9 protein-coding genes are annotated in these 13235 nt (G+C 50.7%); all 9 read right to left on the bottom strand.

The window, feature by feature from the left end; genetic code table 11:
• Positions 1-44 precede the first annotated feature (44 nt).
• Entirely contained in the window at positions 45-1382 is a 1338-nt protein-coding gene (locus tag KD145_RS29385; RefSeq protein WP_212003369.1) for a TldD/PmbA family protein, read from the bottom strand.
• 3 nt (positions 1383-1385) lie between these two features.
• Positions 1386-3020 carry a TldD/PmbA family protein gene (locus KD145_RS29380; RefSeq protein WP_212003368.1) on the bottom strand — a complete coding sequence of 545 codons (1635 nt, stop codon included), beginning with the start codon at positions 3018-3020 and terminating at the stop codon, positions 1386-1388.
• 258 nt (positions 3021-3278) lie between these two features.
• Positions 3279-4613, bottom strand: coding sequence for a TldD/PmbA family protein (locus tag KD145_RS29375; protein WP_212003367.1), 1335 nt, complete (start codon positions 4611-4613; stop codon positions 3279-3281).
• A gap of 10 nt (positions 4614-4623) precedes the next feature.
• The gene (locus KD145_RS29370) at positions 4624-6261 is read right to left on the bottom strand and encodes a TldD/PmbA family protein (RefSeq protein ID WP_212003366.1); all 1638 of its coding nucleotides are present in this window, start codon (positions 6259-6261) and stop codon (positions 4624-4626) included.
• Between the two features lie 184 nt (positions 6262-6445).
• Positions 6446-7894 carry a hypothetical protein gene (locus KD145_RS29365; protein WP_212003365.1) on the bottom strand — a complete coding sequence of 483 codons (1449 nt, stop codon included), beginning with the start codon at positions 7892-7894 and terminating at the stop codon, positions 6446-6448.
• Positions 7891-10032 carry a DUF4175 family protein gene (locus KD145_RS29360; protein WP_212003364.1) on the bottom strand — a complete coding sequence of 714 codons (2142 nt, stop codon included), beginning with the start codon at positions 10030-10032 and terminating at the stop codon, positions 7891-7893. Before KD145_RS29360 ends, KD145_RS29365 begins: the two co-directional genes overlap by 4 nt.
• A complete protein-coding gene (locus KD145_RS29355; protein WP_212003363.1) occupies positions 9999-11354 on the bottom strand; it encodes a BatA domain-containing protein in 1356 nt (451 codons plus the stop codon). Before KD145_RS29355 ends, KD145_RS29360 begins: the two co-directional genes overlap by 34 nt.
• A 2-nt stretch (positions 11355-11356) precedes the next feature.
• Positions 11357-12241 (bottom strand): DUF58 domain-containing protein, encoded by an 885-nt coding sequence (locus KD145_RS29350; RefSeq protein WP_212003362.1) that lies wholly within the window; start codon positions 12239-12241, stop codon positions 11357-11359.
• Positions 12242-12245: 4 nt separating this feature from the next.
• Positions 12246-13229, bottom strand: coding sequence for a MoxR family ATPase (locus KD145_RS29345; protein WP_212003361.1), 984 nt, complete (start codon positions 13227-13229; stop codon positions 12246-12248).
• Positions 13230-13235: the final 6 nt, after the last annotated feature.

The following is a 13235-nucleotide window of genomic DNA, read 5'->3' as shown; positions in this document are numbered from 1 at the left end:
AATGTTATCTGCTCAGGCCTCTTTTATTTCCGTTGATGCGACGCTTAGATCGCATCTGACAAAGAAGTGAAGGTAAACTCCCGCAGTTTCATCGGCGGTAATATGGCACTGGCGCCACTTTCACCACTCACTGCCCTTTCTGGTTTACCCAGGGCTTCCACGTTATTCAACATGATCACCGGACTTTCATTGAAACGGAAGTTCTTCACCGGATGTTTGATCACTCCGTTTTCGATGTAGAAAGTTCCGTCGCGGGTAAGCCCTGTAAACAACAGCGTTTGTGGGTCTACCGGACGGATATACCAGAAGCGTGTTACGAGGATACCCTTCTCAGTGCTTTTGATCAGATCTTCCAGCGAAGCAGTACCGCCTTCCATGATAAAGGCATCCGGAGAAGGAACGGCTCTTACATTATCCTTCTGTGCCCAGTAGCGGGAATAATACATATTTTTAACCACTCCTTTTTCGATCCAGGTGATTTTTTCCTGGGGTCTTCCATCACCGTTGTAATAGGAAGTAGGCATATCAGGATGCCAGGGATCGGAGTAGATAGTAACACTATCATCCATGAGTTTATCTCCCAGCTTGGTTTTGCCGCCAGCCTTACTGAGGAAACTTCTGCCTTCTTCCGCACTGCGGGCATCCATACCAAAGATGAGATTTTCCAGTAACACGATGGAAGCGGCGGGTTCCAGGATCACCGTGTATTTGCCGGGTTCCAATGCTTTAGCGCCTTTGGAACCAGCAGCTTTCATAGCCGCTGCGCTGGATTCTTTTTTAATATCCAGTTTGGTGACGTCGTTATATGCTTTAGCTGCATAACCGGAGCCGGTACCGTCTTCTGTGCGGACGGTGATGCTGAAGTTAATGTCTGTAGAATCGTAGTAGGCGAAAAGCCCCTTGGAATTCATTATGGCGGAGTAGCCGACGTTGTTTTCCAGATAACCGGCCGCCACCAGGTGATTTTGTTTGGTGATGGAGAGGCTTTGTGCTACTGCTTCTGCGCGGTAGGCCGGGTCTACGGCAGCTGTATCTTTATGAAAGGTAGCAGATGCGGCGGCATATTGCTGCGGGCCCAGAACAGACATGTATTCCGGGTTCTCCGGTGCCAGGCGGGCCAGTTCTTCTGCTCTTCTGACCACCTTCTCCAGGGAAGCATCATCAAATTCGTTGATGGTAGCTGTTCCCAGTTTTTTACCGAAAGCAGAAGATACCACCAGTGTACTTTTACTGTTGGCACCACTGGTAGATACGGCGTTACGCGCATAACGCACATTACCGGATTCGCCACCAAAGAGGCGTACCTCACATTCATCTGCTTTTGAGTAGGCAAGCACTTTTTTCAATAATGCCTGCGCTGCTTCTTTACTGAGTATCGGCATATATTAAATTTTTCTAGCTGTATTAATAACATTTACTCCGTTGAAACGTGCAGTGGCAGAGCCGTGGGAAACGGCGCTCACCTGCGATGGCTGGCCTTTTCCATCGAAGAAGGAACCTCCGAGGCGGTAATCCCTTTTATCTGCGATGGCAGCACAGGAGTTCCAGAATTCCTGTGTATTGCTTTGGTAAGCCACATCTTTGAGCATGCCCACGATCTGGCCGTTTTTGATTTCATAATAGACCTGTCCGCCGAACTGGAAATTGTAGCGCTGCTGATCGATGGAGAAAGAGCCGTTGCCTGCGATGAAGATACCTTTCTCTACATTTTTGATCATTTCGGCAGGCGTCAGGGAAGCTGTACCGGGTTGCAAGGATACATTGGCCATACGCTGAAACTGCACATCAGACCAACCTTGGGCATAGCAGCAGCCCTGAGACTGGTTCAATCCGATGATATGTGCCTGGTCACGGATAGCCTGGTAGTTGACCAGCACACCATCTTTAATCAGGTCCCATTTCTGTGTACCTACCCCTTCGTCATCATAGCCTACAGCGCCCAGAGAGCCTGGTTGTGTTTTATCCGCCACGATGTTTACCAGCGGACTACCGAACTGGAATTTCTTAGACTCCCATTTGTCGAGGGTCAGGAAGCTGGTACCGGCAAAGTTGGCTTCATAGCCCAGCACACGGTCCAGTTCAGTCGGGTGTCCTACCGATTCGTGAATGGTCAGCCAGAGATGGGAAGGATCGAGGATCAGGTCATATTTTCCTGGCTCCACAGATTTGGCTTTCAGCTTCTCCCCTACCTGCTGTGCGCCCTGTCGGGCATCTTCTACCATATCATAACGGTCACGGTACAACGTTGTCACCCCTTTAATCTTGTCCGATTCACGGGGGATCATGTACTCATATCCCATGCCGCGTGGAGCGCTGAGTGCATCGCGTGTTTCAAACTTGCCGGTGGCCTTGTCGATTTTGGTGATCTGGAAAGTAGGCCAGATACGGTGTACATCCTGATCTATATAGGACCCGTCGGAGCTGGCGAAGTATTTCTGTTCATTCACCAGGAACATATAAGAGCCTACATAGTCAGCGCCGTTTTTCATGGCGACATCGTTGACAGAAAGCAGCAGATCTACCTTCTCCTTTACCGGCACTTCGAAAGCATTTTTTTCGACAGGGGCTTTCCAGCTTACTTCACCATATCCTTTTTGTGGTGCGAGCTGTACAGGGGTGGTGAGCAGACGGGCATTTTCTTTGGCGATAGCCACTGCAGTAGCGGCTGTTCTGGCGATGCTGTCCTTGTCCATCTGATCGGTGGAAGCAAAGCCCCAGCAACCGTTGGCGAGCACACGGATGCCGATTCCATAAGATTCAGTGTTAACAACATTTTCAACCTTGTCTTCACGGGTTATGAGAAACTGGTTGAGATAGCGGCCTATGCGCACATCCGTATAGGATGCACCTTTACTACGGGCTGCATTAAGGGCCACATCGGCGAGTTCCTTTTTTCTGGCAGGGTCGATTGTATACCAGGGAGCGTCTAAAGGAACCGCTTTTCCGATAATGGGTATCTGGGACAGCAAACCTGCACCCAGCCCAAGGCCTGTGTAATGGAGGAAGTCTCTTCTTTTCATTATAGCAGGATTAAAGGTTGATCATAAATTTTTCAGTACTAAAGTTGATGGCATTAAGTTCAGGTAATAACATGGCAAAATATTTTATAATCACTTAAAAGGGTTGCTGCACGGGGACTTTGGCGGTTCGTTCTTCTTCGGGGGACAACTGCGCATTGGCTAAAAAAAATGGATGCTCTGTTGGCTGCTATTATTGTTTAAATATAACAAGTTACAGCGAACAAAACATCCATCCATTCAATCATGATAATATTCCTTCTAAATAGCGTCGGACAGAGAGGTAAAAGTAAAGTCCCTGATCTTCATCGGCGGAATCAGATAACTCCTGTAGGATTCAATACTGATGCTTCTTTCTGTTTTACCCAGCGCCTCCACATTGTTGAGCATGATGACCGGGCTTTCATTGAAGCGGAAGTTTTTAACAGGATATTTGATTTCACCGTTTTCGATGTAAAAAGTTCCGTCGCGGGTAAGGCCGGTCAGCAGCAGTGTCTGGGCATCCACCAACCTGATATACCACAGACGGGAAACGAGAATCCCTTTTTCTGTGCTTTTGATCAGGTCTTCCAGTGAGGCGGTGCCACCTTCCATGATGATATTGGAGGGCTGCGGCACAGGCTGTACACCTTTGTTTTTAGCCCAGTACTGGGAATAGACAAGGTTTTTCACGACTCCTTTGTCTACCCAGGTTGTTTTTTCGAGTGGGAAACCATCGCGGCTCCAGGTATTGGCAGGCAAATCGGGATGGAACGGATCAGAGTAGAGTGTCACTTTTTCGTCCATGAGCTGTTCACCGATACGGTTACCACCACCGGGTTTGCTCATGAAGCTACGGCCTTCATCTGCATTACGGGCGTCGAGGCCGCGGAACATGTTTTCGAGCATGTAAGTGGCAGCTACCGGCTCCAGTATCACGGTGTACTTACCCGGCTCTATCGCTCTGGCACCGGCAGATCCGCTGGCCTTGGTGGCAGCGATCTTTGTAGCAGCAAGCGTGTCCAGTTTGCTGATGTCGTTGTATCCCCGCGCAGCAAAGCCGGAACCAGTTCCGGCATTGTTGCGGGTAGTAATGGTAAACACTACGTTGGTATCTCTATCATAAGCAAACAGACCTTTGGAATTCATGATAGCGCTGAAGCTGGAGGTGTTTTCGATGAAGCCTGCGGCTTCAAGGCTTGCTTCTTTAGCTACCTGAATACTTTTGGCTACGGCCTCTGCGCGGGTATCCGGCGTCATGGCGGCAGTAGCTTCAACATATGTTTTGGAATCCTTAAAATCGGCAGGACCACGGAGCGGCATATACTCCGGATTCTCCGGAGCCAGGCGGGCCAGCTCTTCAGCGCGTTTCACCACCCTTTCCAGGGCGGCATCATCAAACTCGTTGATGGTGGCGGTACCGGAGCGTTTGCCAAAGGAAGAGGTGACAGATAGGGTGATATTATCGATATCTCCGGCAGTAGATACGGCATTGCGCGCATAGCGGATGTTGCCGCCTTCTTCTCCGCGGAGGGACACTTCGCATTCATCTGCTTTGGAGTAGGCGAGCACTTTCTGCAGTAATGCTTTTGCTTCTTCTTTTTTTAATATAGCCATGTGCGTTAGATCAGATTTTTCTTGCTGTGTTAATAACGTTTACACCATTGAAGCGGGTAGTGGAACTGCCATGCGACACCGCGTTGGACTGTCCGGGCTGGCCCTTACCATCGTTGAAGGCGCCACCGAGGCGGTAGTCGCTCTTGTCAGCGATAGCGGTACAGCTGTTCCAGAACTCCTGTGTATTAGCCTGGTAGGCCACATCTTTCAGCATGCCCACAATCTGTCCGTTCTTTATTTCGTAGAATGTTTGTCCGCCAAACTGGAAGTTATAGCGTTGCTGGTCGATAGAGAAAGAGCCATCACCGATGATGTAGATACCTTTCTCTACATTTTTGATCATATCATCTACGCTCAGCTTTTCTTTTCCTGGCTGCAGGGATACGTTGGGCATACGCTGGAACTGCACATCGGACCAGCTTTGCGCGTAGCAACAACCTTGTGAATGATCGAGGCCGATGATATGGGCCTGGTCACGGATAGCCTGGTAGTTGACCAGCACACCGTCTTTGATCAGGTCCCACTGACCACATTTCACGCCTTCATCGTCATATCCTACGGCACCGAGAGAACCGGGCTGCAGTTTGTCTGCCACCACATTCACCAGTTTGCTGCCAAACTGGAAGTTGCGTGATTTCCACTTGTCGAGTGTGAGGAAGCTGGTACCGGCATAGTTGGCTTCGTAGCCCAGTACGCGGTCCAGTTCTGTAGGGTGCGCCACTGATTCGTGGATGGTAAGCCAGAGATGGGAAGGATCCAGCACCAGATCGTATTTACCGGGTTCCACTGATTTGGCTTTCAGTTTCTGGTCTACGTCTGCGGTGGCGTTTTTCACGTCTTCCAGCATATCGTAACGGTCTTTATAACGGGTCACCACACCGCCTACCTTATTGTCTGCCGTAGGCGTGAGATATTCATATCCCATACCTACCGGAGAGCTGAGTGATTTGCGGGTTTCAAATTTACCGCTGGCGCGGTCTATCTTAGTGACGGTGAAAGTCGGGAAAAGACGATGTATGTCCTGATCTATATAAGACCCATCGGTGGAAGCAAAAAACTTTTGTTCGTTGATGGCCAGGATAGCGGAATTGACAAAGCTGGCTCCTCCTTTCATGGCGATGTTGTTGACGCCCAGCAGCAGGTCTACCTTATCTTTTACCGGTATGGTAAAGGCATTTTGCTGGATGGGTGTTTTCCAGGACACTTCACCATAACCTTTCTGCGGTGCCAGTCTTACGGGGTCCGCATTCACTCTGGAATTGGCTTTAGCCACGGCCACCGCTCTTTCTGCTGCTTTGGCGATCGCCTCTTTAGTGACTACGTTGGTGGCAGCGAAGCCCCAGCAGCCATTGGCGATTACGCGGATGCCTACACCAAATGATTCCGCATTGGCAATGTTCTGCACTTTTGCCTCGCGGGTGACTACAAACTGGTTGAGGTAGCGGCCGATGCGCACGTCGGCATAGGTAGCCCCTTTGCCACGGGCAGCATTTAAAGCCACATCTGCCAGTTGTTTCTTCAATTTTACATCGATGCCATCATTGAGAAACTGAGATGGATCAACGGATTTGCCGAAAGCAGAAAAGTTCGGCAGGACGAGCGCACCCAGTCCCATCGCGGAAAGCTGGATAAAGTCTTTACGTTTCAATAGAAAAGTCCTCCGGTTTAGTTTGGTTTAGATTTTAGTTGAAGACAGGTATCTGTAATTTCATTCACAAATAATGAAACAAGCTGACATAACACTTGTGATGTATCATCTCATGAGCATAAAACCTTGTAACCCTATCAGAAGCCTAAGCTAATTTTTTTTCCTTATTATTTTTCGCCGCTCGTCACATTTTCTTTTCCCACCATAAGAAAGTAAGTGATAACAATAATGGAATGATAAACCACCAGGGAGACACACGTTCCCGAATGGTTTGCGGCTGAGGGGATAAGTCTGCAGGACGGGATGCTGCAGTAGCACTGTTTTTCCAGTCACCCGGCTGAAAGATATAATTCCACTGTACCCCGGCAGCGGTAGCAAATGACTGCCATCCTGCTTTTTCCGGCCACCAGGTGCCGCTCCAGCGGTATGGCAACCAGGGATGCTGTGCCAGGTACAAAGTCACCTTACCGGCTTTCAGGAAAGGAGCCATCGTGGTTTCCAGCTGTATTTCCAGCGGCTGATGCTGATGAGCGATCTCCGGATAAAAAGAGATTTTTTCTTCCGTGGATTTTTTCCGGGCGGCTGCGTTGAGGACTGCAGACCAATACTGCTGATAAGCAGTTTCCTGTTCTTGCAGCAGCCAGCTGAAAGTATTGCTGATATGGGACCTCACCAGTTTACCTGCACCGGCGATGGTGACTGTTACATAAGCACGATGCAGGCTGTCCTGTACGAGTGGTAACACCGTGCTGCCGGAAGGCAAGGTAGCGGCAGGATCTACGGGCAGCGCAGGCAGCTTCCGGCCGCCAGACAGCCAGAGGGATAGCGGCGTTTGAGATATACCTGTACTGTCGGCTTTCAGCACCAAACCAATGCCTGCATTTTCCAGCCAGGCACGGATGGTTTTATTCATCGCTGCCGGATCAGCGACCACGAGGTCAAAGTTATCCAGCAGCGCAGGGGTGAGCTGTTCCAGCGGCAGCTGTGGAATATTAGCAAAACGGGTGATGTATTTATTACCGGAAACGAGTGTACGCACCGCCACTGCATTTCCCTGCTGTACCAGCCAGTCAGCCAGAAAACGATTTTCAAAATCAGGAGATGAAGCCAGGAACAGTACCGACAGCGGTGTTTGTTTCCGGACTTCCAGTGGTAGCGGTTGTTGTTCCAGTGTATCCGTTCCCGTGATAACAGTGATCCGGTATACGGCCCTGCCCTGATGCAGCGGTATTGCTTTCAGGGAGAAAACCTGTTGTTGCCCGGCGGGTATCACCACAGAATCGAGGACGGTATCAAATCCGGCCAGCCGTAATGTTACGGGCCTGGCAGCTGTATTATTATAGGTGCCCTGCACCGGCCATTCCTGGCCTGCTGTCAGGGTACGCGGCCAATGGCAGGCGACGATACCGGTGAGCACGGGCTGTTTGATTGCAGTATCCGCCGGCACCGGTGTATTGATTTTTTGGGTGAGGTACAAGGGTAGCCCCATTAACACAACACCTGCCACTGCTATAACGGCAGCGGTTATACGCAACCATAGATGTCGTTTGTTTTCCCGGCGCAGCTCCTGTATCAGCAGTACGATCATGGTTACCAGGCCAGCCAAAAGGACGATATAACTCCAGCTTGTCATGGGATGGCACCGGTTTTAAGGTTCTTGAAATAACGCTGTGGCAGCGAGGTTCCCACCGGAGCGGCTGCGGGCTGCGGCTGTTGTGACGGAACGGTTAATATTTTCTGTAGTCCGCGCTGGGCAATCAGTATATCCCTGGTTGTTCCCTGGTGCTGACCAATACGGCGCAGGGCTTCGAGTGCCGGCAGATATACAGCCGGTGCCGCAGCTGCCCGTGTAGTCAGTAGCTTGAGGGCTTCCTGCAATATATCCGGAGCGGCGCTGCTGTCTCCTGCCCTTCTGGCATCCAGTATGGAAAGGGCTGCACGCACCGCTTCCATCTCATCCTTGTAGGTGCTGGTTTCTTTTTTCACCATAGGATGAATTTTGTCCTGTTCTCCCGTCAGCCGTTTCTCCGGCTTCAGCGGCGTGGTTTTAACGCCGGTTTTAGCCACATAGGCGCGGGATTGCTGCTGCAGGTCCTTCAGGAGCCTTAAAGCCTTGTAGGCGAACGGTAATGCCTCCTGGGGCTTGTACAAACGTAATTGCAGCTCCGACTTCCACATTTCGGTAAGCGTGGCTTTTAATTGTTGTTTGATAGCCGGATCAAAGAAGGTGGCATCTTCTGCATTATCGTGCTTATCTGTAAACTCATCAAGCACTTTTGCTGCGTTGCCAAAATCCTTTGGATCGTTGTTCGTATGTTCTTCTCCGTGATGATCATGTCCATGATCATGATCATCATGCCCTTCTTCTGCGGCTGCTCTGGGATCACCGATGTTGGATTCCGATTCTTCACCGAGAAACTTACCATAACGGAGGCGTAGCAGTTTCTGATCGGTCCCCAGCTCGTTACTACGGCTGTTGAACCGGGCAGGCCCCAGGCTGTCTTTTTCCCGGATCAGCTGTTCCGCGTCAAGGATGATCTGACGCTGGCTACGGAAATACTCCGGTTTAAAAGCCACGCCGGTGACCATTCCTTCCATGCTGAACAGCTGTGCTGTATCCGGCAGCGTGATGATATACACATCTGAGCGGGTTTCCTGCTGGCGGGTATCGGTAACGCGTATATGAAAATACAGTTCATCACCGGGCTTCATGCCCATGGCGCTCAGGTTAAGGACTTTATTCACCTGGTAGGCAGGTGACTGTGCACTGAAGCTGTTATCAAAAGATAGTTCCTTCTCGCTGAAACGCACCGCCTCTCCGCTGCCGCTGGCGATGGTGAGGGCTATCCGGGCATCCCGGATGCCGTAATCATCAGACAACGCAGCTTGTACGTTTACTTTGGTGGACTGCCCGAATTCTATGGTAGTAAAGGGTTTGGGACTGGCAATACGGATCACCGGCAGCTGGTCGGGTAACAGCTGTAGCTGGTATAGTTCAGACAACTGGTCATTCAGCTGCACCTGATAGAAGCCGGATTTTTTTACGGTACGGGCAGCAGTCCACGTAGTGCTATCCTTTCCAGGCTTCAGTTCCAGCCGGGTACTGTCATTGAATAATAAGGAGAGATGCTGTACCGGTTGACTGGTTTGTATCTCCCAGTGTATGCCTGCACTATCCGGGGCCGTGATATTAAATCCTTGCTGGACACGGGAAGGCAGATGCGTATATGCTGGCGGCTGAATGTTGATACGGACATGACTAATACCTGGCAGTATTTTTTCCTTTGCCGCAGCCTGGGTTGTTGCAAGACTGTTTCCTGCCAGCGGATAAACCATATGGGCGCGCAACCAGTACCAGCCCAGCGTAAAAAGCAACATAAAACCAGCAACAACAGCAGCACGGTATACCGGCCTGTAAAAACGGGAGGGCAAGTGCAAGGTGCTGAGCACCGGACTTATTTTCTCTACCTGCAATGTTTCCAGCAGGTTTCGTTCTCCGGCCGGTTTCAGGACAAGTGCGGTGCTGTCTTCCAGCTCCGGAAATGTCTGAATCAGATAGGTGGCAACTTCCTCCAGCGGAAGGCGCCAGGGCCGATACCACCAAAGCAGCGCCCCCAGACAGATGAAAGCCGCTGTAACAGCCGGTATCCAGCCCAGCAGGGCCAACGGAGCTGCCAGTGCCAGCGCCAGCAACAGGTAACGCAACAACTGACTACGTATCCATGCGGAACGTATCGCTACCAGTTTCGTATGCCCGTTACTGTTATACACTTTTTTTTATTTGACTTAAATGAAAAATAACGTTCCATACAAAAGATAAGGAACAATAATATCCAGGTTATATTTTCCAGCGATGTTTCCTCCTGAGGGATAGACGCAACTTTCGCAGCCGGTTGTATGGAAGGCTGTTCCAGTTGTTGCGCGTCTATCATCCGGCGGTCATGGCTTTTATCAACAATAGCCGGGAACATCAGGTCCAGCAGGCGCTGCGGAAATTCGCTGCTCCACACCAGTTCACTCCAGGACGGGTCCAGATGAATGTATAAAGTCTGTTGTGTCAGGAGTGGAACACCGTAACTGTCTTTCCATAAAACACCGGCGGTATCTTTTACGGGAAGCCGTTTATACAGCGGGATAGTACTGCCAGCTATCCAAGCCGTCAGTGGCTGCGCAATGCCGCTGGCATAACGGATACTGCGGACAGCGCGGGTATTGGCAGGCAGCGGACTGTCGGACAACCACCAGAGCCAGTCCTGTTTTGCCGGAAGCGCATCCGGATGCCGGATGATCTGTATTTTGATTTTGCGATGGGTGTATTGCTGCACCGCCTGTAACGCCGCTTCCAGATAGCGGGCGTCTGCCGCGTATTTGTCTGTATAGATGGTACAATATAATGCAGCCGTATCTCCCTGCTGAAGGGTATCCTGTATTTGCCAGGTAGTACCTGTGGGCGTGCTGTGGCCTTTCAGTATACGAAGACTATCACTATCAAGTAAATACGTATATCCGTTCCAGTTATCAACAGAATCTGCAGGCGTGGTGGTGTACCAGTGTAAGGCCAGTGCCACAGCGGGTTTAGTACCTTCAAAACGCGCCAGCCGGTTGCCTGTGAAGAGATATACCGGCAGATCGGCAGGTATTTTTTGTGGAAGCATTTGCAATAATTGCCAGTACGACAATGCAGTCGTATCCGGCGGCAAAGCGGAAGGGTGATGTAATAAAGTAAACGAAGTATCTGCCGCGTGCAGCTGAAAACCAGCACCCAGCAAAGAATCGATGCGTTGACTAAAAGCGGGGTATGCTGCTTTCTCCACTATCACCCATCCTTTGGTATTGCGGGCCGTGATGGGTTTACGCCATACAGGACGCGCCAGCAACAATGCCAGCAATATGATCAGCAGGCAACGCAGCAACAGCAGCCACCATTCTGATAGTCGCCAGCTGCGCGCATGACGTACCGATGAAGCCGCCAGCAACTGTACACTGCTTATCTTCAGCACCCTGCCCGGACGACGATGCCATAAATGAATCAGCACCGGAACAGCTATTCCGGCGGTCAGTATCGTCCATATGGGTTGTAGCAGGTGCAGCAAAACTATCTTCTCATTTTATTACGCTGGTTCAGAAAATCGCGCAGGGCAGCATCCATCGGCTCCTGCAATATATGTTGGCGGTAATAGATCCGTTTCTGTAATAACTGTTTACGCAGGGAGGCTGTATAGGCTTCCAGCTTCAAAGGATAGTCGGTATCGGCAATGCCGGTAAGTTCAATCTGCTGGCCTGTTTCCAGGTCTTCCACTGCATCATATCCTTTGAAGTTGCCGGTCAGTTCTTTCTTACCCAGCAGGTGAAACACCAGTATTTCATGTCCCAGCGCAGCCAGTGTTTGTAACAGATGGGTGATTTCTCCGGATTGCTCATAATAATCGGTGATAAAAATGAGCAGTTGCCGGTTATGCGGGCCGGCAAAGAGATCCCGGTAATGAACAGGCTGGGTGAAGGTTCCGCCGGGTTGTATTTTTTCCAGCTGATAATACAGTCTTGCCATATGCTGTGCTTCCCTGCGGGCAGCCATGCTAAAGAGCTGGTTGTGATGTAATACCGCGAGGCCGGCCGCATCTCCCTGCAGGTGGGCCAGATAACCGAGGGAAGCCGCGAGATAACGGGCACAATCTATTTTGGAGATGCCATCTTCGGTATGCAGCATGGAGTTGCTGGCGTCTATCAGCAAACCTACATCTATGCTGGTTTCCATTTCCGATTCCCGGATATAATATCTGTCGGACCGGGCATACATTTTCCAGTCGAGCCAGCGGAGATCATCTCCGGGCTGATAGCTACGATACTGGCTGAATTCGAGGCCGGCCCCTTTTACCCTGCTGGTATGCATGCCAGCCATAAACCCGTCCACAGCTGTTTTAGCAGCCAGGTGCAGGTCTTTGATGGCCAGTAATATCTTTGGATCAAGCAGGTTACTCATAATATCATGATAAGCGGGTGGCGGTACGTTCCACCTGTTGCAACAATTTCTCCGTCACCTTGTCGGGGTGGACACCTTCCGCTTCCGCCCTGAAATTCATCAGGATACGGTGTCTCAGCACCGGATAAGCCATGGCAGCAATATCCTCCATGGTAATAGCATAACGGCCCTGCAGCAAGGCATGGGCCTTGGCTGTAAGGATCAGCGCCTGCCCCGCTCTGGGACCAGCGCCCCAGCGCACCCATTCCTTTACATAATCAATGGTAGAAGTATCCGGGCGGGTACTGCGTACCAGGCGGCTTACAAAGGTCACCAGATCAGCATCGATACTCACTTCACGGACCAGTTGCTGCAGCTGCTGAATATCATTGGCATCGAGCACAGGCTGCACCTGCACTTTGCGGGTGCCCGTGGTGCCTGCCAGGATAGCTGTTTCTTCCTGCTCAGACGGGTAGCCTATTTTCACGTATAACAGAAAACGATCCAGCTGCGCTTCTGGCAGCGGATAGGTACCGGATTGTTCTATCGGGTTCTGGGTAGCCAGGATAAAGAAAGGCCTGTCCAGTGCGTAAGTTTGTCCGGCATAAGTCACTTCAAATTCCTGCATGGCTTCCAGCAGGGCAGATTGTGTTTTCGGTGGGGTCCGGTTGATCTCATCAGCCAGGATGATATTGGCAAACAGCGGGCCTTTGTTGAATTTAAAAAATCTTTTGCCGGTCACATGATCTTCTTCCAGCACTTCTGTACCAATAATATCTGTTGGCATCAGATCGGGTGTAAACTGTATACGACGGAAAGACAGGTGCAGCGCCTGCGAGAGCGTGCGCACCATCAGTGTTTTGGCAAGTCCGGGCACTCCTTCCAGGAGACAGTGGCCACCGGCCAGCATGGCTACCAGTACCTCATCCAGCACCGCTTCCTGGCCTACAATAACTTTTCTGATTTCCTGTTTTAACAGCGGCAGCTTTTCCAGCAATTGTATACCCATTTGATA

It is taken from the genome of Chitinophaga sp. HK235 (assembly GCF_018255755.1).
Taxonomy (GTDB): Bacteria; Bacteroidota; Bacteroidia; order Chitinophagales; family Chitinophagaceae; genus Chitinophaga.
Note: the sequence above shows the minus strand (reverse complement) of the source record. Positions and strands in the feature narration are given on the sequence as shown.

Excerpts from the sequence above, each read along its gene's own strand:
- KD145_RS29385 (WP_212003369.1), bottom strand. The coding sequence starts at position 1,382 with ATGCCGATACTCAGTAAAGAAGCAGCGCAGGCATTATTGAAAAAAGTG.
- KD145_RS29380 (WP_212003368.1), bottom strand. The coding sequence starts at position 3,020 with ATGAAAAGAAGAGACTTCCTCCATTACACAGGCCTTGGGCTGGGTGCA.
- KD145_RS29375 (WP_212003367.1), bottom strand. The coding sequence starts at position 4,613 with ATGGCTATATTAAAAAAAGAAGAAGCAAAAGCATTACTGCAGAAAGTG.
- KD145_RS29365 (WP_212003365.1), bottom strand. The coding sequence starts at position 7,894 with ATGACAAGCTGGAGTTATATCGTCCTTTTGGCTGGCCTGGTAACCATG.
- KD145_RS29350 (WP_212003362.1), bottom strand. The coding sequence starts at position 12,241 with ATGAGTAACCTGCTTGATCCAAAGATATTACTGGCCATCAAAGACCTG.
- KD145_RS29345 (WP_212003361.1), bottom strand. The coding sequence starts at position 13,229 with ATGGGTATACAATTGCTGGAAAAGCTGCCGCTGTTAAAACAGGAAATC.